The organism is Lysinibacillus sp. NPDC056220, from assembly GCF_049315265.1.
GTDB classification, from domain to species: Bacteria; Bacillota; Bacilli; order Bacillales_A; family Planococcaceae; genus Lysinibacillus; species Lysinibacillus pinottii.
Genome location: NZ_JBMOXD010000001.1, coordinates 387508 through 407687, shown reverse-complemented (window position 1 = coordinate 407687; position 20180 = coordinate 387508). Strand labels below are relative to the sequence as shown.

Annotated in this window: 18 protein-coding genes; all 18 read left to right on the top strand. The window is 38.3% G+C overall.

The features are described from left to right. Positions 1 to 89 precede the first annotated feature (89 nt). The 18 genes from rnpM (at position 90) to ACOZBY_RS01920 (ending at position 20029) form a co-directional block, all read left to right on the top strand. Positions 90 to 368, top strand: coding sequence for an RNase P modulator RnpM (gene rnpM / locus ACOZBY_RS02005; RefSeq protein WP_036167453.1), 279 nt, complete (start codon positions 90 to 92; stop codon positions 366 to 368). Beyond that, positions 365 to 673, top strand: a complete 309-nt coding sequence (locus ACOZBY_RS02000) for a YlxQ family RNA-binding protein (RefSeq protein WP_008178997.1) — start codon at positions 365 to 367, stop codon at positions 671 to 673. The genes rnpM and ACOZBY_RS02000 overlap by 4 nt, the downstream gene beginning before the upstream one ends. 14 nt (positions 674 to 687) lie before the next feature. Further along, the gene (infB, locus tag ACOZBY_RS01995; RefSeq protein WP_031419004.1) at positions 688 to 2955 is read left to right on the top strand and encodes a translation initiation factor IF-2; all 2268 of its coding nucleotides are present in this window, start codon (positions 688 to 690) and stop codon (positions 2953 to 2955) included. Next, positions 2955 to 3233, top strand: coding sequence for a DUF503 domain-containing protein (locus ACOZBY_RS01990; protein ID WP_008178987.1), 279 nt, complete (start codon positions 2955 to 2957; stop codon positions 3231 to 3233). Before infB ends, ACOZBY_RS01990 begins: the two co-directional genes overlap by 1 nt. Before the next feature lie 72 nt (positions 3234 to 3305). After that, positions 3306 to 3647, top strand: coding sequence for a 30S ribosome-binding factor RbfA (gene rbfA, locus ACOZBY_RS01985; RefSeq protein ID WP_012293305.1), 342 nt, complete (start codon positions 3306 to 3308; stop codon positions 3645 to 3647). Positions 3648 to 3772: 125 nt separating this feature from the next. After that, on the top strand, positions 3773 to 4684 hold the full coding sequence (truB, locus tag ACOZBY_RS01980; protein ID WP_012293306.1) for a tRNA pseudouridine(55) synthase TruB: 912 nt from the start codon (positions 3773 to 3775) through the stop codon (positions 4682 to 4684). A gap of 12 nt (positions 4685 to 4696) precedes the next feature. Next, entirely contained in the window at positions 4697 to 5647 is a 951-nt protein-coding gene (gene ribF, locus ACOZBY_RS01975; protein WP_012293307.1) for a riboflavin biosynthesis protein RibF, read from the top strand. A 153-nt stretch (positions 5648 to 5800) separates the two neighbouring features. Further along, the gene (rpsO, locus tag ACOZBY_RS01970) at positions 5801 to 6070 is read left to right on the top strand and encodes a 30S ribosomal protein S15 (RefSeq protein ID WP_008178982.1); all 270 of its coding nucleotides are present in this window, start codon (positions 5801 to 5803) and stop codon (positions 6068 to 6070) included. Between the two features lie 391 nt (positions 6071 to 6461). Beyond that, entirely contained in the window at positions 6462 to 6986 is a 525-nt protein-coding gene (locus ACOZBY_RS01965) for a DoxX family protein (RefSeq protein WP_031419005.1), read from the top strand. 447 nt (positions 6987 to 7433) lie between these two features. After that, the gene (pnp, locus tag ACOZBY_RS01960) at positions 7434 to 9548 is read left to right on the top strand and encodes a polyribonucleotide nucleotidyltransferase (protein WP_012293310.1); all 2115 of its coding nucleotides are present in this window, start codon (positions 7434 to 7436) and stop codon (positions 9546 to 9548) included. An 83-nt stretch (positions 9549 to 9631) separates the two neighbouring features. Next, positions 9632 to 10855, top strand: coding sequence for a M16 family metallopeptidase (locus ACOZBY_RS01955; RefSeq protein WP_031419006.1), 1224 nt, complete (start codon positions 9632 to 9634; stop codon positions 10853 to 10855). Positions 10856 to 11987: 1132 nt separating this feature from the next. Then, on the top strand, positions 11988 to 12251 hold the full coding sequence (locus ACOZBY_RS01950) for a hypothetical protein (protein ID WP_012293313.1): 264 nt from the start codon (positions 11988 to 11990) through the stop codon (positions 12249 to 12251). 9 nt (positions 12252 to 12260) lie between these two features. After that, positions 12261 to 13040 carry an NAD(P)-dependent oxidoreductase gene (locus ACOZBY_RS01945; RefSeq protein ID WP_012293314.1) on the top strand — a complete coding sequence of 260 codons (780 nt, stop codon included), beginning with the start codon at positions 12261 to 12263 and terminating at the stop codon, positions 13038 to 13040. Then, positions 13034 to 13624: a dipicolinate synthase subunit B gene (locus ACOZBY_RS01940; RefSeq protein ID WP_012293315.1), complete on the top strand. Its 591-nt coding sequence runs from the start codon at positions 13034 to 13036 to the stop codon at positions 13622 to 13624. The genes ACOZBY_RS01945 and ACOZBY_RS01940 overlap by 7 nt, the downstream gene beginning before the upstream one ends. A gap of 82 nt (positions 13625 to 13706) precedes the next feature. Further along, positions 13707 to 14744: an aspartate-semialdehyde dehydrogenase gene (locus ACOZBY_RS01935; RefSeq protein WP_012293316.1), complete on the top strand. Its 1038-nt coding sequence runs from the start codon at positions 13707 to 13709 to the stop codon at positions 14742 to 14744. Between the two features lie 13 nt (positions 14745 to 14757). Continuing rightward, complete coding sequence (dapA, locus tag ACOZBY_RS01930) at positions 14758 to 15657, top strand: 4-hydroxy-tetrahydrodipicolinate synthase (protein ID WP_012293317.1); 900 nt, start codon at positions 14758 to 14760, stop codon at positions 15655 to 15657. A gap of 259 nt (positions 15658 to 15916) precedes the next feature. Continuing rightward, positions 15917 to 17584, top strand: coding sequence for a ribonuclease J (locus tag ACOZBY_RS01925; RefSeq protein WP_012293318.1), 1668 nt, complete (start codon positions 15917 to 15919; stop codon positions 17582 to 17584). Between the two features lie 153 nt (positions 17585 to 17737). Further along, the gene (locus ACOZBY_RS01920; protein WP_031419009.1) at positions 17738 to 20029 is read left to right on the top strand and encodes an FtsK/SpoIIIE family DNA translocase; all 2292 of its coding nucleotides are present in this window, start codon (positions 17738 to 17740) and stop codon (positions 20027 to 20029) included. Positions 20030 to 20180: the final 151 nt, after the last annotated feature.

The window sequence follows — 20180 nt, the reverse complement described above, 5'->3', positions numbered from 1 at the left end:
CCTACGCCGACTGAATACTGTCAGAGCGTCAAGTAGAGCATGACTTGTCCACCTCTTACGACAAGCTTCAGAGAGGAATGGTGATTCTTATGGCTGTTAACAAAAAAGTACCTCTTCGTAAATGTGTAGCAACTGGAGAAATGCTACCTAAGAAAGAAATGATACGTGTTGTTCGTTCGAAAGAGGGCGAAGTAAGTGTAGATGTCTCCGGGAAAAAACCTGGGCGTGGTGCCTATGTCTCTAAATCAGAGAAGGCAATCGATATCGCTCGTAAGAAAAATGTATTGGGGCACCAACTTGATGTGAAAATACCTGAAGAAATTTACGAGGAGCTTATTTTGCTAATTCGTAGGGAGTCAATTTTATGATCAATCAAGCAATATTTAATTTGCTTGGAATTGCGGCAAGAGCCCGTAAAGTGATTTCAGGAGAAGAGTTAGTAGTAAAGGAAGTCCGCAATGGCAATGCTAAGTTAGTACTGCTTGCAAACGATGCTTCTAAAAACTCAAGTAAGAAAATTCAAGATAAGTGCACGTACTACAACGTTGAGTATCATGTAATTGGAGATCGTTATGATCTAGGACATGCTACAGGTAAGGAGGCCCGAGTGGCTTTAGCGATTACCGATAAAGGTTTTGCAAGTAAATTGTCTAGTCTACTCAACGAAAAATAATCGGGGGTGAGCAGATGACCAAAATCAGAGTTCATGAATATGCGAAACAAGTGAATAAAACGAGTAAAGAGGTTATTGAAGCACTTAGTAAATTAAATGTGAGTGTAACTAATCATATGTCTATGTTAGAGAAAGACATCGTGTCAAAGTTAAACCAAACATTTAAAGCAACACCTGAGAAAAATGTAGGAAAACAAGCAACTCAAAACATTTCACAAAAATCTCAATCGAATGGTCAACAAAACCATTCGGTGAAAAAGCAAGAAGGTCAAAGGCAGCAATCTGCTACTTCTAAGCCTAAAGTAAATAATCAGCAACACTCAAATTCGTCTAACGAAAAATCTAAGAATACAAAAGGTAATCAAAATAGAAATATGACACAAAATAATAATAATAACAATAATAATAATCGTAGAGGTGGCGGTGGTTACAACCAACGTCCAAAACCAGGGATTCATGGAGGCAAACGTCGCCATCCAAAAACGCATCAACCATCAATACCAGTTAAACAAAAGGAACTTCCAGAAAAAATTACTTTTGTTGAATCATTATCAGTGGCAGAATTAGCAAAAAAATTACACCGTGAGCCATCAGAAATTATTAAAAAATTATTTATGCTTGGGGTAATGGCAACAATTAACCAAGAATTAGATAAGGATGCAATTGAATTAATTTGCGCAGACTATGGTGTAGAAGTGGAAGAGGAGATTCGTGTAGATATCACGGACTTAGAGACACACTTCGAGCAAACAGAAGAAGTAAATGAAGCTGAATTATCAGAACGTCCGCCAGTTGTAACAATCATGGGTCACGTTGACCACGGTAAAACAACATTATTAGATTCAATTCGTAATACTAAAGTAACTGCAGGTGAAGCGGGGGGCATTACGCAGCATATTGGTGCCTACCAAGTAACAGAAGGTGACAAGAAAATTACCTTCCTTGATACACCTGGACACGCTGCTTTCACAACAATGCGTGCACGTGGTGCAAAAGTAACAGATTTAACCATTTTAGTAGTAGCTGCTGATGATGGTGTAATGCCACAAACAGTAGAAGCAATCAATCACGCAAAAGCAGCGGAAGTACCAATCATTGTAGCTGTGAATAAAATGGATAAACCATCAGCCAATCCAGATCGTGTAATGCAAGAATTAACTGAACATGGCTTAGTTCCTGAAGCATGGGGCGGAGAAACAATTTTCGTACCAATTTCTGCATTAAAAGGTGAAGGCATTGACACATTACTAGAAATGATTTTACTTGTTGCCGAAGTAGGAGAATTGAAAGCAAACCCTGACCGTTTAGCACTTGGAACAGTCATTGAAGCTCAGCTAGACAAAGGACGCGGTTCAGTTGCTACGCTGTTAGTGCAAGATGGTACATTAAAAGTGGGTGACCCAATCGTTGTTGGTCATACATTTGGTCGAGTTCGTGCAATGGTGAACGACAAAGGCCGTCGTGTGAAAGAAGCTGGACCATCAACACCAGTAGAAATTACTGGTTTAAATGATGTACCTCAAGCAGGGGACCGTTTTGTTGTCTTTGAAGACGAAAAAACAGCTCGTCAAGTTGGGGAAACTCGTGCGATGTCAGCTATCCAAGCACAACGTTCTGAAAAACAACGTGTAACGCTTGATAACTTATTTGAGCAAATGAGCCAAGGCGAAATGAAAGAGCTGAACTTAATCGTTAAGGCAGACGTACAAGGTACTGTAGAAGCAATGGCTGCTTCATTAATGAAAATTGATGTAGAAGGCGTAAATGTGAAAATTATTCACACTGGTGCAGGTGCCATTACGGAATCTGATATTTCTCTAGCTGCTGCTTCCAATGCTATTGTTATTGGTTTCAATGTACGTCCAGATGTCAATGCAAAACGTGCTGCAGAAGAAGAAGGCGTAGATATTCGTTTACACCGTATCATTTACAAAGTAATTGAAGAAATTGAGCAAGCGATGAAAGGTATGCTTGATCCTGAATTTGAAGAAAAAATTATTGGGCAAGCAGAAGTTCGCCAAACAATTAAAGTATCAAAAGTTGGTACAATTGCTGGTTCGTATGTAACTGAAGGAAAAGTAACGCGTGATTCAGGCGTACGTGTAATCCGTGATAACGTAGTTATTTTTGAAGGTGAATTAGATACGCTTAAGCGCTTCAAAGACGAAGTAAAAGAAGTAGCAAGAGGATACGAATGTGGTATTACTATTACAAACTTCAACGATATTAAAGAAGGCGACATTATTGAAGCCTACATTATGGAAGAAGTTAAACGAGTATAATGATTGTATACGCAGAGGTTGAATTTATCATTCAAACTGCCCATTCGTTAAAAGAGAAACGTGCTGTCTTACAGCGTATGATTACCCGCACAAAGCAGAAATTTAATGTTTCTATTGCGGAAATTGACCATCAAAATGTATGGCAGCGCACAAAATTAGCACTTGTAGCTGTTTCATCATCGAAAGAAGCAGCTGAACGGGAAATTAATCACGCGCTCCATTATTTAGAGTCAAATCCATCATGGGAACAGCTTAATGTGTGGCGAGACTATTTATAAGGAATAGTAGGTAGTTGGGATACTATAGCATAAAAAGACCAACTATCTGTACTGAAATAGAGGTGACAAATTATGTCTCTACGTTCAAACCGTGTTGCTGAGCAAATGAAAAAAGAGCTTGGTGATATTCTTGGCCGTAAAATTAAAGATCCGCGTGTTGGTTTTGTTACTGTTACAGGTGTTGAGGTAACTGGTGATTTACAGCAAGCGACTATTTATATCACATCTTTAGGCAATGAACGTGAACGCGAGGAAACGCTTAAAGCTTTAGTAAAGGCTTCTGGTTTTATTCGATCAGAAATTGGTTCACGTATCCGTTTACGACGTACACCAGAGTTAATCTTTGAATTCGATTCATCGATTGAGTACGGAAATCGTATTGATACTTTGCTAAGAGATTTACACAAAGAATAAGCTAATAAAAGTCTGCCATTTGCATGTTCATGCAGGCAGGCTTTTTATCTTCATGAAGAAGTTTTTTGTCCTGGCAATTATGCTAGGTGCAATATTTATTTTAAAGGCAATTTGGGAGGATTTATATGAACGGTATTTTACCGCTTTGGAAAGAAAGAGGCATGACAAGCCACGATTGTGTCTTTAAACTACGCAAAATTTTACGTACAAAAAAGGTTGGACATACAGGGACATTGGATCCAGGCGTGGAGGGTGTACTACCAATTTGTATTGGCCAAGCCACTCGAATTGCAGAATATTTAACAGATGCAGGTAAAACCTATGAAGCTATTATATCCATTGGTCGTACAACGACAACGGAGGATGCAGAGGGCGAAACGGTTGCACAGGATCAGACTATTAAAAAGTTTTCTCGTGAGCAATTACAAGAGGTTTTAGCTTCATTAACAGGAATTATTGAACAAACTCCACCCATGTTTTCTGCTGTTAAGGTAAATGGTAAACGCCTCTATGAATATGCTCGAAAAGGTGAGACAGTTGAAAGACCGACTCGCCAAGTTACCATTTATGCTCTAGAACTTCTCGATGACAATGAATCCTACGAGGGACAGGAGATTACATTCCCTGTTCGTATCGCTTGTAGTAAAGGAACTTATATCCGTACATTAGCTGTCCAAATTGGGGAGGAACTTGGTTATCCAGCCCATATGAAAGAGCTCGTACGTACTGCTTCAGGTACCTTTACGCGCGATAACTGTTTTACGCTGGCACAGGTGGCTGAGCTCATGGATGAAGAGCAGGTGGCTACTTGTATTTTACCTGTCGAGTATGCATTAACAGACTATCCATATATTGAGATTACTTCTGCCAATGAAAAAGAAATTTTTAATGGACAAGTGCTTCCAGCAGATACATTGTTAAAGATACATGATAAAATTGTCTTTGGAATCAATGGAAAGGCAGTTGCGGTTTATCAAGCTCACCCTTCAAAGGCAGGCTTGATGAAACCACACAAGATGTTTCCGACGATAGAGTAGGAGGATTTTTCAATGGAGGTCATTCATTTAAAATACCCACATCAATTACAGCAAAGAGAAAGCATGCAGCCCTATTCATTAGCGCTTGGCTTTTTCGATGGTGTACATAGAGGGCATCAGGCAGTTATCAAGGCAGCAAAGGAAGAGGGAGAGAAGCGGCAAATTCCAAGCGCAGTAATGACATTTGACCCGCATCCATCATTAGTCCTTGGAGGGCGTAACGAAAAGGTTTTCTATATTACACTCTTACAGCAGAAATTGCAGCTTTTTGAGGAACAAGGCGTGGATACAGTGTTTGTTGTCCATTTCACATCTGATTTTGCTAAACTATCTCCAGCCGCATTTATTGATACATTTATTCGTGGATTAAATATACAACATGTGACAGCTGGCTTCGATTATTCATTTGGGGCATTTGGTAAAGGTACAATGGACGATATGCGTGCATTAAGCAATGGGGATTATGGTGTGACAATCGTTGAGAAGAAGACGGATGATGTGGAGAAAATCAGCTCAACCCGTATTCGTCAACTTTTACAAGAGGGTGATATGGAAGCAGCGAGAACATTATTAGGGCGTCCATTTGAAATAAACGGAATGGTTGTACATGGAGATAAACGTGGTCGAACAATTGGCTTCCCAACAGCAAATGTCCAAGCTTTAGAAGGAACTTTTATTCCTGCAAGTGGGGTCTATGCTGTCCGTCTGTTAGTCCAAAATGCTTGGTATGATGGTGTCTGTAATGTAGGCTACAAACCAACGTTTAAAGATCCGAACGATAAGCAATTGTCCATTGAGGTTCATATTTTAAATTTTGATAAGAATATTTATGGCGAAGAAGTACATGTAGCTTGGTATAAACGTATACGAAGCGAAAGAAAATTTGACGGTATTGATGCTTTAAAAACGCAAATTGAAAAAGATAAACAAGAAGCTATACAATATTTTAACGATTTACAATAGAGTCAACTGAGCTACGGTTTTTACTTGCTTGACTCAATCATTTATGGTAACATTCATAAGTGCATAATGCTCAACCTTAGCTCGGTATATCGAAGACTCCAACGTTTACTGTGCTAATGGGGATAAATAATTTTTCTTAGGAGGTCCATACAAATGGCTATTACAAAAGAACGTAAAAACGAAATTATCGCTGAGTACCGTACTCACGAAAGTGACACTGGTTCACCAGAAGTACAAGTTGCAGTATTAACAGCAGAAATCAATGCTCTAAATACTCACTTACGTACACACAAAAAAGATTTCCACTCTGAGCGTGGTCTTCTTAAAATGGTAGGTCGTCGTCGTCACTTATTAAAATATCTTCGTGAAACTGACGTACAACGTTACCGTGAACTAATCAACCGTTTAGGCTTACGTCGCTAATTACAGCGGACTGTAGACAAACTTATGTTTTGTCTACAGTCTTTTTTTTTTGAATAAAAGGATGGTTTATTTCTCGTCTCTATTTATATTTTGTTCGATAATCAGCCATAACTTTTTTACGCTCCGGTGAACGAGCTAGAAAAAACATGTTCTAGTCAATAAAAGGATGATATATTCTAATCACATTTCGCAACCAAATTCAACTAGTTATATGGTAATCTACCTTTGTTGTCCATGCGACAAAAGAAATAGAGTTGAATCAATGAACTAATCAATAGTGGTTGTTTTTTTTTAGCAATGAATGGCCATTCATAACAGTCCACCATCTATAACAGCTTACTTCAGCTTGTGAAATGTAAAAACAAAATTTATGGTGAGAAGGTGCAGTTGAATGTTTAACAAAATATTAAGAGAGAATAATATTGTTGCAGGAATCTTGACCATTATTCGCATATATCTAGGTTGGCATTGGCTAACAGCCGGTTGGGGAAAATTGATGAATGGATTTGATGCATCCGGTTTTTTAGCAAATGCTATAGCAAATCCAGTAACGAGCGGTGAGGATTTAGCATATCCACTATACGTAAAGTTTATTGAATCATTTGCTTTACCCAATGCTGAAATTATTAATTTCCTTATTCCATGGGGAGAATTTTTAGTCGGCCTGGGATTAATACTAGGATGTTTAACAACATATGCTGCATTTTTTGGAATGGTTATGAACTTCGCATTTTTAATGGCAGGTACTATATCAAGTAACCCTTGGGATATTTTACTTGCTATCTTTATAGCAGCAGCAGGCTTCAATGCCGGTAAGTTTGGATTGGATCGTTTCGTCCTACCAGCTTTCAGCAATATGATCCAAAAAGTAAAAAACAAAGATAAAATAGGTCGACCGGTGTCTAAAACGACATAATTTACATAAAGAAGACGCGAAATGCCCCGTGAATGCTATTTTGACGGGGCATTTATTTTAAATTTCTTCTCTTGACACACTTAAACTTTACTACATACTTAACTTTCTTTATACTAGTAGGATGTATGACAAGTACCGTGTTATAATAAATCTATTGTGTATAGCCTGCACTTGAAATAATAATGTGAAGAAGCATTTATATCTATTTACATACATTACTTTTCGTCAGGAAGGAATCAATTTAAATTAATTCCATATAACAAAAGTATAAAAATGTTTTTTCAATAAAATATAGAAATAAATCTTAAATAAATTGGCAATAACTGAATTTAAATGTATGATTATTTCATGAAATATTTTTTAGCATAGAACAAGCATTTTTGGTACACTTACAATTAGTACATACAGACGAAGTAAGTGTTTTTATAATAGAGAGGGGTTCATTGAATGAACGAAAAGAAAGTCTATTCCTATGAATGGGCTGGCCGTCCACTTGTAATTGAAGTAGGACAGTTAGCAAAACAAGCAAACGGTGCTGTATTAGTACGCTATGGCGACACGTCAGTATTATCTACAGCCACAATGTCAAAATCACCAAAACCACTTGATTTCTTCCCATTAACAGTAAACTATGAAGAGCGTCTATATGCTGCAGGTAAAATTCCTGGCGGCTTTATTAAGCGTGAAGGGCGTCCATCTGAAAAAGCTATATTGGCGAGCCGTTTAATCGACCGTCCAATTCGTCCGATGTTCCCAGATGGTTTCCGTAACGAAGTTCAAGTAATCTCTATGGTTATGTCAAATGATTCTGACTGTACGTCTGAAATGGCAGCAATGGTTGGTTCTTCATTAGCATTAGCTATATCTGATATTCCTTTTGATGGACCAATCGCAGGTGTACAAGTTGGTTATATTGACGGGGAATTCATTGTCAATCCAACAGTGGAACAATCGAACCAATCGACAATTCATTTATCTGTAGCAGGGAACAAAGACGCTATCAACATGGTTGAAGCAGGCGCACTTGAAGTTCCTGAAGAGGTAATGTTAGAAGCGATTATGTTTGGGCATGAAGAAATTAAAAAAATCATCGCATTCCAAGAGCAAATTGTGGCTGAGGTAGGAAAAGAAAAGAAACCAGTTACATTATTTGAAATTGATGAAGCAATTCAAGCGGATATAAAAGCTGCTTGTGAGACTGATATGCATGATGCTATTCAAACGGCTGAGAAACATGCTCGTGATGAGGCAATTCAAGCTGTAAAAGATCGTATTATTGCTTCCTATGAAGAGCAAGAAGCCGATGATGACACGATGAAGCAGGTTTATACAATTCTTGATAAGATGGTAAAAGATGAAGTACGTCGTCAAATTACTGAAGATAAAATTCGTCCAGATGGTCGTAAGCTAGACGAGATTCGACCACTTTCTTCTGAAACTGGCTTATTACAGCGTACACACGGTTCAGGTCTATTTACACGTGGACAAACTCAAGCACTTTCTATCTGTACATTAGGTGCGCTTGGTGATGTGCAAATTATTGACGGTTTAGGTGTCGAAGAATCAAAACGCTTTATGCACCATTATAACTTCCCTCAATTCTCGGTTGGTGAAACAGGACCAATTCGTGGACCAGGTCGTCGTGAAATTGGTCATGGAGCTTTAGGGGAGCGTGCACTGGAAGCAGTCATTCCTGATGAATCAGTTTTCCCATATACAATTCGTTGTGTATCAGAAGTACTTGAATCAAATGGTTCAACCTCTCAGGCTTCTATTTGTGCATCCACGTTAGCTATGATGGATGCTGGTGTTCCATTAAAAGCACCAGTTGCAGGTATTGCAATGGGCCTTATTAAAAAAGGTGAACATTATTCTATTTTAACGGATATTCAAGGAATGGAAGATCATCTAGGTGATATGGACTTTAAAGTGGCTGGTACAGCTAAAGGTGTAACAGCTCTACAAATGGATATTAAAATCGATGGGTTATCTCGCAATATTTTAGAAGAAGCATTGACACAGGCTAAAGTAGGCCGTATGCATATTTTAGAATCAATGCTTGCAACACTTGCAGAGCCACGTAAACAATTATCTGAATTTGCACCTAAAATCGTAATTGTTAAAATCAATCCAGATAAAATTCGTGATGTTATTGGACCTGGCGGAAAACAAATTAATAAAATCATTGAAGAAACGGGCGTTAAGATTGATACAGAACAAGATGGTACAATCTATATTTCTTCAGCTAATGAAGAAATGAATGCACGTGCAAAACAAATTATTGAGGATATCGTACGAGAAGCTAAAGTAGGTGAATACTACTTATCGACAGTGAAGCGTATTGAAAAATTCGGCGCGTTTTGTGAAATCTTCCCAGGTAAAGATGGCTTGCTTCACATTTCTGAAATTCAAGAGGAACGCACTAAGCAAGTGGAAGACGTCTTAAAACTAGGCGATCAATTACTAGTAAAGGTAATTGAAATTGACAAACAAGGTCGTGTGAATTTATCTCGTAAAGTAGTACTACAAGAGGAAAAAGAACGCGCTGAACAACAAAAATAATAAAGATAAAAGGCTGCGTCTAATGCGCAGCCTTTTTAAATAGTTTATTCATAATAAAGAAATATACAGTTGGGGGAGATTTTTTGGTTCAAGTACATACATGTCAGAACGGTGTTCGTATTGTGTCAGAGCAAATTAACCATGTAAGATCAGTCGCTTTGGGTATTTTTGTTAATGCGGGTTCACGCTATGAGCTACCTGAAGAGAACGGTATTACACATTTTATAGAGCATATGTTGTTTAAAGGAACAGCAACTCGTTCGGCTCGTCAAATTGCGGAAGAATTTGATCGGATAGGAGGAGAATTAAATGCCTTTACATCTAAAGAAAATACATGTTATTATGCAAAAGTTTTAGATCATCATGCAGAGCTAGCAGTCTCCATTTTGGCTGATATGTTTTTTAATTCTACATTTGCAGAAGAAGAATTAGAAAAAGAACGGCAGGTGGTATTAGAGGAAATTTTAATGAGTGAAGATGCTCCAGACGATGATGTACATGAAAAGCTATGGAGTGTCATGTATCCAAATGATGCACTGGGCCGTCCGATATTGGGCAGTGCAGCTACTTTAAAGACATTTACTGCAGAGGCGATTCGACATTACATGGCTAAGCATTATGGTCCTGAGTCTGTAGTTATTTCCATTGCGGGCAATATTTCACCACAACTAATGGCAACGATTGAACGATTATTTGGACAATATCAGCCTTCTTCTGTTGCGATTGCACCTGTGCTGACAAACCCCTCATTTCATCCTGGAGAAATCTCAAAAATTCGAGATACTGAGCAAGCACATCTAGCTATTTCCTACCCAGCTATTGGTGTAAAGGACCCTGATATGTATAGCTTTATTGCGTTAAATAATATTATTGGTGGCAATATGAGCTCACGATTGTTTCAAGAAGTACGGGAGGAAAGAGGACTAGCATATTCCATTTTCTCATACCAGTCCTGTTATGCAGATGTTGGGGCGTTCACCATATACGGCAGTACTAGCCGTCAACAATTAGCGCAGCTACAACATACTATTGATGCTACTTTACTCGATATTGTTGCGGGTGGCGTCACAGAAGAAGAGCTTGATAATGCAAAAGAGCAGCTGAAGGGTAGCTTTGTTCTTGGATTAGAGGGAACTGGCGCACGTATGAATCGTAATGGTACGAGTGAGCTCGTTCATCGTAAACATCGTACAGTAGACGAGGTATTAGCTTCTATAGATGCTGTATCTATGGCCTCAGTGGATCGATTGATTGCTAAAATTTTGAAGGCAGAGCCAGCTATTTCAATTATTGGACCAAGTGAATAAAATTACCTCATCGTAAAGCCTTAAGAGAGGTGTCTCAAATGATTATGGAGACACCTCTTTTTTTATAGTATCAATTAGGCATGTAATCAATATTGTAAATCATTACCATTCACGAGAAAATATAAAATGTGGAAAATTAGCTATATGTTGGAGCACTGGCATTATCACCTGCACGGGTAGGATATGCTGAACAAGAAGAGAAAGGTACAGATCAAGAAATTAAAAAAGATGTAACAAAACATCAAGAAACTACATATGCTTCGACTGTCAAGGACAGTATCCGAGGGCAAATGGGGACACCGGATAAAGGTCATGACTGAACAGCTAATCGTTCAAAGTAATAATCTGTATTCCATGTTTTAATCCCTTTTTCATTGTCGAGCCGAGTCGCAATAAGCGTTTCAGGGCATGTAATTCGTCCAAAACCACGCCAATGTCATTTTTTATCGATTGTTCATGCTCGACAAGATTTTTGTTAAAAATTAATAAATCGCCATATTCCTTTTTTAACAACGAAGCCCATTACCGTCCCTGAGGTACTGAAAACTTACACCTTTTAGTGAAAATCCTTCAAATCCTTTTGTAACTCATGGATTGCTAGGGCATACATTCTTACTGATCCCCCTCTAACATGAAAGTGAATAAATTTTGTAATTCTTCATTTGATAAACCAACTGTTTTCGCTAATCTTACGGCCTTCTGTACATGTTCCTCTACCTGTCTCAAAAGCTCCTCACGTAGGAAATCCTGGTTACGTTCTGTAACAAGCTACCTTTCCCAGCGACTGTTTCAGTAAAGCCGCCGTCCTGTTCTAGATCGGCATAGCCATGTTTGTAGTCATTACACATATTTTTAAATCCTTAGCTAAAGCGCGAATGGATGGTAGGGAATCACCTGCTTAGAATTTATTGGCTAGAATGGCTTCTTTGAGCTGGATAGTGATTTGCTCATAAATGGGCTTATCACTGGCATTGCTTAAATGGATATGCAAACTCCTCACCTCACATATCTGTGTATATACACTACATACAGAAGGGAGTGTGAATGCAATATATTCCTACTTTTGGTAGGGGGCACGATTTACAAAAACTCGGCATATATTGAGGTAACGGCTCAAGGAGGGAGATGAGGAATGCTACTATCTGAGATGGTGGATAAAGAGTTAATTCAAATTGAGGGCGGTGTACATTTTGGCATCCTGGCTCATACAGAATGCCTATTAGATGTGCAAACAGGAAAAATACATGGTTTTGAAATTGTCAAAGATAAATTACCTTTCCAAAAAAAGAAAATGAAAGTTAGTGAAATGATCCCTTGGAATGAAATTATATTAATTGGTGAAGATCGAATTTTATTTAACAAGACATCTACAGTACAGTCAGAATATTTACAGTGAGGTGAGCTTTTGGAAAACGAAAAATGGCTCGTTATCGGTGAGGACTCCAGATTAAAGGAACTAGCAACAATGTTAAGAAGTCCATCGAGAACAGTGTTTTATAAAAGAACGACAGTTTGGAACGAGGAGTTAAATAAGCTTGTTTTAGAATTTCAACCAAATAAAATTATTCTACCTATCCTTCCTTTAAAAATAGAAGTGGAACAGCTATATGGTATATCACAGGTTAAATTCTATACAGGTCGTTTAACTATGCATTGGAAGCATCTGCTGGAAAAAAATGAATCCCTTTGCTACTTGCAACAAGAATCGTTTATTTGGCAAAATGCTAGATTAACAGCAGAGGGGTTTATCGCCACGTTTTACGGACTCGAGCAAAAATGTATTTACGGACAAAACTTTACAATCGCAGGTTTCGGACGTATCGCCAAAATGCTCGCTTCTTTACTTGTTAAGATGGGAGCTAATGTTCATATTGTTGCACGTTCGGTTGTACAAGTGAGTGAAGCTAAAGCATATGGCTATAAAGCTACGGACTTAGATGATCGTTTATGGTCAATTAATGAAGGTACATTTATTAATACCATTCCAGCTAAATGGATTACAGAATCGTTTAAAGATCATGTTCCAGCAGTTTTATATGATTTAGCCTCAGAGCCAGGCTGCTTAGATATAGATGCTGAGCAACTTCAAACATATGTGCTGTTGCCATCATTGCCTGGGAAATACTTTGCACATAATGCTGCTGAAATTCTGTGCAAGGCCATAGAGGAGGAAGAAAATTGTTAACGGGGAAACGAATTGGCCTAGGTATTACAGCTTCCCATTGTACGTATGAAGATGTCATACCTAAAATTCAAAATTTTATGGATGTAGGTGCTACAGTTATACCAATCATTACCCATTCCGTTTTACATGCAGCAACTCGCTTTGGTACAGGGGAGGAATGGATTGCAAAAATAGAAGCTTTAACTGGAGAAAAAGTTATTTCTTCAATAAAAGAAGCAGAGCCATTTGGCCCATCCAATCCACTGGATGCTATGGTGATTGCTCCAATGACAGGTAATAGTATTAGTAAGTTTGCAAATGCGGCAACAGATAGCCCTGTACTTATGGCAGCAAAGGCAACTTTACGTAATGGATCACCTGTAGTTTTAGGAATTTCAACGAATGATGCACTCGGCTTAAATGGTATCAATATAATGAAGTTGTTAAATGCCAAAAATATTTATTTTATCCCATTTGGTCAGGACTCTCCTCATTCCAAACCCAATTCCCTTATTGCTGATTTTGACCGAATGGTAGATACTGTTCATGCAGCAATTACTCAGAAAAAGCAATTACAACCGCTGTTGATACAATATTTCAAATAAATCATAGATTACACACAATTTTCAGTATTTTTGTGATACAATAGCACACATTATGGAACATGTATTCAAGGAGAGATGACAGATGACAAAGCAGTTAACAGTTGCGGTTGTTGGAGCAACAGGAGCAGTAGGTTCAAAAATGATGGAGCAATTAATCAAACGTAAATTTCCAATAGGGAACATTAAATTTCTAGCTTCTGCACGTTCAGCAGGGAAATCAATCGAGTTTAATGGTCAAACATATACAATTGAAGAAGCGACACCTGAAGCTTTTGAAGGCGTCAATGTCGCTTTATTCTCAGCTGGTGGTTCTGTATCAGCTGTGCTTGCACCCGAAGCAGCAAAGCGAGGTGCAGTAGTTATTGATAATACGAGCCATTTCCGAATGGATCCAGAGGTACCACTTGTTGTACCTGAAGTGAATCGAGGCGACCTGGCGAAGCATAAAGGGATTATTGCAAACCCAAACTGCTCGACAATTCAAATGGTAGCTGCGCTTGAGCCAATTCGTAAAGCATTTGGATTAACAAAAGTGCTGGTTTCAACGTATCAGGCGGTTTCAGGTGCAGGTATTTCTGCTATTCAAGAGTTAAAAACACAAAGCGCAAACTGGGAAGCAGGTAGGGACGTAGAAGCAAATATTTTACCATCTGGTAGTGATAAGCGCCATTACCCAATCGCTCGTAATGTCATTCCACAAATTGATAAATTCACAGATAATGGATTTACATACGAAGAAATGAAAATGATTAATGAGACGAAAAAAATTATGCATGCACCAGAGCTAAAAGTTGCTGCTACTTGCGTTCGTGTGCCGGTCGTTTCAGGTCACTCAGAGTCTGTTTATATTGAGGTAGAGAAAGAAACATCAATCCAAGAGATTTTTGACGTATTACGCAATGCACCAGGTGTAGTATTACAAGATGATATTGCAACACAAACTTACCCAATGCCTATTTATGCAGAAGGGGAGGACGCTACTTTTGTAGGACGTATCCGTCAAGATTTAGACAACAAAAAAGGATTCCATCTATGGATCGTTTCTGACAATCTATTAAAAGGCGCTGCATTAAACTCTATCCAAATTGCAGAAGCAATGCTTGAGGATAACTTACTATAAGAGGGGTGTAAGGATGAATTTAGGTCGAATTGGAACGGCTATGATTACGCCGTTCAAAGATGATGGCACGATAAATTATCCAGAATTAGAACGTATTATTAATCATTTGATTGACAATGGTACAGATTGTATAGTTGCTTGTGGTACGACTTCTGAAAATCCAACTATGTCCACCGAAGAAAAAATAGAGGTTGTTCGTTTTACCGTAGAAAAGGTAGCTGGTCGCGTGCCAGTTATTGCAGGTACAGGGGACAATGAAACAGCATACTCTATAGCAATGACTCATAAAGCAGAAGAAAATGGAGCAGACGGCATAATGCTTGTAGCTCCTTACTACAATAAGCCAAATCAACGTGGAATCTTTGCTCACTTTGAAACGATTGCTAAACAAACGAGTCTACCAGTCATGCTCTATAATGTCCCTGGGCGTACTGGTGTGAATGTGGCCTATGAAACTTCTGTTGCACTAAGTAAGATTCCTAACATCGCTTGGATTAAAGAAGCAAGCGGCAATTTAGATCAGATGGGCGATGTTATCGAAAATGTTGATCCAGATGATGATTTCTTAGTGTACAGTGGAGATGATGGCCTAACATTGCCACTAATGGCGATAGGTGGGGCAGGCGTTATTTCCGTTGCTGCTCATGTAGTAGGCAATGACATGCAATTAATGATTAAAGCGTTTGAAGAAGGAAATCATAAGCTAGCAGCCAAAATTCACCGAGCATTATTACCTCTTGTACGTGCGCTGTTCGCTCAACCAAACCCTTCACCTATTAAATATGCGATGACAAAACTAGGCTTTGATACACTCAATGTTCGTTTGCCAATGATGGAAATGACAGATGAAGAGAAGGAAAATTTTGATAAAATTTGGGATACGTATCAAGAAAAAGCGAGAAGTTTTAGATAAATATAGACGAGGCTGATTATTCAAATCAGCCTCGTTTTTTAGTTGAGAAATTCATAACATTGCATCCTCAAAAATACTTTAATAACTCTATTTCTATAGAAATCCAATATCTGTATTTCCATCTACTAGTAATAAGAAAAAGATAAGAAAATATATTTCTGATGTGAAACATGTATTTTTAATTTGTGCAAAAGCTTAGCAAACCGTATAATAAATGTTAAGTGGTTGCTGTTCGGGATATTTTTTAGGAGGAAATAAATTGACAAAAAAGAAAAATGAATTGATTCGAATCATCCCTCTTGGGGGTGTGGGCGAAATTGGAAAAGCAATGTACGTAGTAGAAATTGATGAAGAGCTATTTGTAGTAGATAGCGGCTTAATGTTCCCAGAGGACGAGATGCTAGGCATAGATATCGTAATCCCTGATATTACGTACTTAGAAGAAAACAAAGAGCGTGTGAAAGGTATATTCTTAACACACGGTCATGAAGATGCAATTGGCTCTATTGCCTATGTATTGCAAAAAATAAAAGCACCAGTGTACGGTTCAAAATTAACAATTGCTCTAGCAAAGGAACATTTGAAAGAATTACCTGCACCACATCAGGTAAAGTTTTTTGAAGTAACAAATCGTAGTCGTATGAATTTTAACTCAACGTATGTAACATTCTTCCACACAACACATAGTATTCCCGATTCGTTAGGGGTGGTGTTCCATACATCTGAAGGCGCGATTGTTCATACAGGAGAGTTCAAATTCGATCAATCGGCGACAGGTAAATTTAAACCTGATTTAGCGAAAATGGCCCAGTTAGGGGAAGACGGCGTCTTTATTCTATTATCTGAGTCTTGTGAAGCTGAACGACCAGGTTATACGACATCGGAAATTGTCATTGAAGAACAATTATCAAAAACATTCCACTCAGCACCGGGACGTATTTTAGTAGCTGTTTATGCATCGAATTTTATTAGAATTCAACAAGTATTTGCCCAAGCTCAAAAATCATTCCGTAAAGTAGTGATTGTCGGGAAACCATTAGAAAAGGCTGTAGATTTAGGTGTACAGCTTGGCTATTTAACAGTAGAAGAAGATACGATTATTCCAATTTCAGAAATGCAAAAATATCAAGACGATGAAATTATCATTATTACAACAGGTAATAAAGGGGAGCCTTTAGACGCTCTAGAAAAAATCGTACGTAAGCATCATCGTGATATTAAAATTAAGCAAGGTGATACAGTTTTAATTACATTTACACCTTCACCAGGTATGGAAGTGCAAATGGCTAATACGATGAACTCCATTTCTAAAGCTGGTGCTGAAATTCTAACTTCTAGCAAAAATGTGCACGTATCAGGTCATGGTAGTCAAGAAGATTTAAAGCTTATGTTAAATTTAATGCAGCCAAAATATTTTATTCCTGTTCAAGGGGAATACCGTATGCTGATTGCTCACTCTAAATTAGCTCAACAGCTAGGCATGCAAAAATCACAAATCTTTATCGCTGATAAAGGGGATATTGTCGAATATAAAAATAATAAAATGCGCATGAGTGGACGTGTACAAGCTGGTAATGTCTTAATCGATGGGATCGGTGTTGGCGATGTGGGGAATATTGTTCTTCGTGATCGTAAATTATTATCACAGGATGGTATTTTCATTGTGGTCGTTACATTAAATCGTGCCCAAAAGAAAATTGCATCTGGTCCAGAAATTTTATCACGCGGCTTTGTATATGTTCGTGAATCAGAAGAGTTAATGGTCGAGGCATCGGACATCGCAAGGACTGTCATTGAAAAATATGTCGGGAAAGATACATTTGAATGGACGAATATTAAGCAAGAAATTCGTGATACTTTAAATACGTACCTATTCCAGAAAACAAAGCGTCGTCCAATGATTATCCCAATCATTATGGAATATTAATACAAATGACTCATCGTCAAGGCTTTGAGGAAAAGTAAATGGAAAAGGATTTTCTCCCAATTGCGGTGGAAAATCCTTTTTTTGGAATGTTAGAGTTCTACATGGTATGATTCGCTACATATATAAAATGGATTGCAGAAGAAGGTGATAGAGATGGCAGTTAGTAAAAGAAAAAAGGTTACTAAAAGCAAAGCAACAACAGAAAAAAAAGAAATGTCTCCCCTTATGTATGAAATTCTAGGACTGCTCTTAATTGCGCTGGCAGTCATCATGATTTTTGAATACGGTATGATAGGACGTACGCTACAAACATTCGCAATGTTTCTTTTAGGTAATTTACATTTTGCGGTTCCATTTATGCTAATATTCGTGGCGTTATTAATGATGATTGGTCGTAAAAAGGTCGGTATGAAAGACCGCTTAATTTTGGGTATGCTCCTTATTATTATGAGCTTAACCATTTTTAGTCATGGCATTTTATTTGAGCAATTATCAAAATCAGGTGGCTTATTATCTGATTCGGTTCTACGTGAATCATGGCGAATTTTAATCAATACCGAGGGAATTATTCATCGCAGTAATGCACTTGGTGGTGGAATGATTGGTGCCCTATTATTTAGTGGTCTTCATGTACTGTTTGAAGCATCAGGGGCGAGGGTTGTTGCTTGGGTTATTTTCTTTATCGGATTGATTTTGGTGACTGGGAAAGCATTGGTGCCATATTTGGCAGAGAAAATGCCAGATTTATTTGGTAAATGGAAAAAGAAACATCGAGATAAGAAAAAAAATGCACCTAAAAAGCCAAGCAATCGTCGTTCTAGAGCTGAAAGTGTGGACGAGGTTGCAGCGGTCAATCAAACTACTGATATGCCTGAGCAAGAAGAAGAAATACATCATGAGCCAATTATCTCTGCATTTACACAAAATGTGTCTCAGGAAAGAGCCATATTTGATCAGGCAGATTTAGTGGAACATGAACAGGATGAAGCAATAGATGAGGTCCATATGCAAGGGACAGATACTGTAGAAAATGCAGACTACCAGCTTCCATCTTATAATCTATTACAATTACCACCCCAACATGACCAAAGTGGAGAATATTCCGTTATCCAGGCGAATGCCAAAAAGCTCGAACAAACATTGCAAAGCTTTGGCGTAAAGGCAAAGGTGACACAAGTTCATTTGGGGCCGGCTGTTACAAAATATGAAATTTTGCCTGATATTGGTGTCAAGGTAAGTAAAATTGTTAATTTGCAAGATGATCTAGCTTTAGCACTGGCTGCTAAGGATATCCGTATGGAGGCACCAATCCCTGGAAAATCGGCGATTGGTATTGAAGTGCCAAATAGTGAGGTTGCCATTGTCACTTTACGAGAAGTATTAGAATCGAAGGATGGCGCTAAGCCGGAAGCATTGTTGCAAGTAGCGTTTGGACGAGATATTACGGGACAAGCTGTTCTTGCAGAGCTCAATAAAATGCCGCATTTACTGGTAGCGGGTTCAACAGGTAGTGGGAAAAGTGTCTGTATAAATGGCATCGTAGTGTCCATACTAATGCGTACAAAACCTCATGAGGTAAAGCTGATGATGATTGACCCGAAAATGGTGGAATTAAACGTTTATAATGGTATTCCCCATTTATTGGCGCCTGTTGTGACAGATGCACGAAAAGCTTCTCAAGCCTTGAAAAAAGTGGTTTCTGAAATGGAACGTCGATATGACCTGTTTTCACATACAGGAACACGAAATATTGAGGGCTATAATAATCATGTTCAAAAGGTCAATGAACAAACAGATGAAAAGCATCCAAAGCTACCTTACATTGTAGTCATTGTAGATGAGTTAGCAGATTTAATGATGGTCGCATCTAGTGATGTGGAGGATTCAATTACCCGTTTAGCCCAAATGGCACGTGCAGCTGGAATCCATTTGATTATTGCAACGCAAAGACCTAGTGTAGATGTTCTAACAGGTGTCATTAAAGCTAATATTCCATCCAGAATTGCATTTGCGGTTTCTTCAGCCATTGATTCGAGAACGATTTTAGATATGGGCGGAGCAGAACGATTACTTGGTCGCGGAGATATGTTATTTTTACCAGCCGGTGCATCGAAACCAAAAAGGGTACAAGGGGCCTTTTTATCGGATCAAGAGGTGGAGGGTGTTGTGAATTTTGTTATAGAACAGCAAAAGGCGCAGTATCAAGAGGAGATGATTCCTACTGAAGAAGAAACAATTTTAGAGGAAACCGATGAATTATATGACGAAGCAGTGCAATTAGTTGTCAGTATGCAAACAGCATCTGTGTCAATGCTTCAGCGTCGCTTTCGTATAGGTTATTCAAGGGCTGCACGTATTGTTGATCAGATGGAACAACGCGGTATTGTAGGGCCTCCTGAGGGCAGTAAACCTCGTCAAGTACTTATTCATCAATACGACAATTAAACAGTAAATGGATGGTCCTTCCTGTATTTTTGTCCATTATTTGCAACGATTTTGAAGAAAGAATGAATTCTATAACAGATTTTATTTAAAACTGTTTATTTCATTCTGCAAAAATGTTATATTTATGAACGATTAGTAGGAATGTTGTACA

Excerpts from the sequence above, each read along its gene's own strand:
- rnpM (WP_036167453.1), top strand. The coding sequence starts at position 90 with ATGGCTGTTAACAAAAAAGTACCTCTTCGTAAATGTGTAGCAACTGGA.
- ACOZBY_RS02000 (WP_008178997.1), top strand. The coding sequence starts at position 365 with ATGATCAATCAAGCAATATTTAATTTGCTTGGAATTGCGGCAAGAGCC.
- infB (WP_031419004.1), top strand. The coding sequence starts at position 688 with ATGACCAAAATCAGAGTTCATGAATATGCGAAACAAGTGAATAAAACG.
- ACOZBY_RS01990 (WP_008178987.1), top strand. The coding sequence starts at position 2,955 with ATGATTGTATACGCAGAGGTTGAATTTATCATTCAAACTGCCCATTCG.
- rbfA (WP_012293305.1), top strand. The coding sequence starts at position 3,306 with ATGTCTCTACGTTCAAACCGTGTTGCTGAGCAAATGAAAAAAGAGCTT.
- truB (WP_012293306.1), top strand. The coding sequence starts at position 3,773 with ATGAACGGTATTTTACCGCTTTGGAAAGAAAGAGGCATGACAAGCCAC.
- ribF (WP_012293307.1), top strand. The coding sequence starts at position 4,697 with ATGGAGGTCATTCATTTAAAATACCCACATCAATTACAGCAAAGAGAA.
- rpsO (WP_008178982.1), top strand. The coding sequence starts at position 5,801 with ATGGCTATTACAAAAGAACGTAAAAACGAAATTATCGCTGAGTACCGT.
- ACOZBY_RS01965 (WP_031419005.1), top strand. The coding sequence starts at position 6,462 with ATGTTTAACAAAATATTAAGAGAGAATAATATTGTTGCAGGAATCTTG.
- pnp (WP_012293310.1), top strand. The coding sequence starts at position 7,434 with ATGAACGAAAAGAAAGTCTATTCCTATGAATGGGCTGGCCGTCCACTT.
- ACOZBY_RS01950 (WP_012293313.1), top strand. The coding sequence starts at position 11,988 with ATGCTACTATCTGAGATGGTGGATAAAGAGTTAATTCAAATTGAGGGC.
- ACOZBY_RS01935 (WP_012293316.1), top strand. The coding sequence starts at position 13,707 with ATGACAAAGCAGTTAACAGTTGCGGTTGTTGGAGCAACAGGAGCAGTA.
- dapA (WP_012293317.1), top strand. The coding sequence starts at position 14,758 with ATGAATTTAGGTCGAATTGGAACGGCTATGATTACGCCGTTCAAAGAT.
- ACOZBY_RS01920 (WP_031419009.1), top strand. The coding sequence starts at position 17,738 with ATGGCAGTTAGTAAAAGAAAAAAGGTTACTAAAAGCAAAGCAACAACA.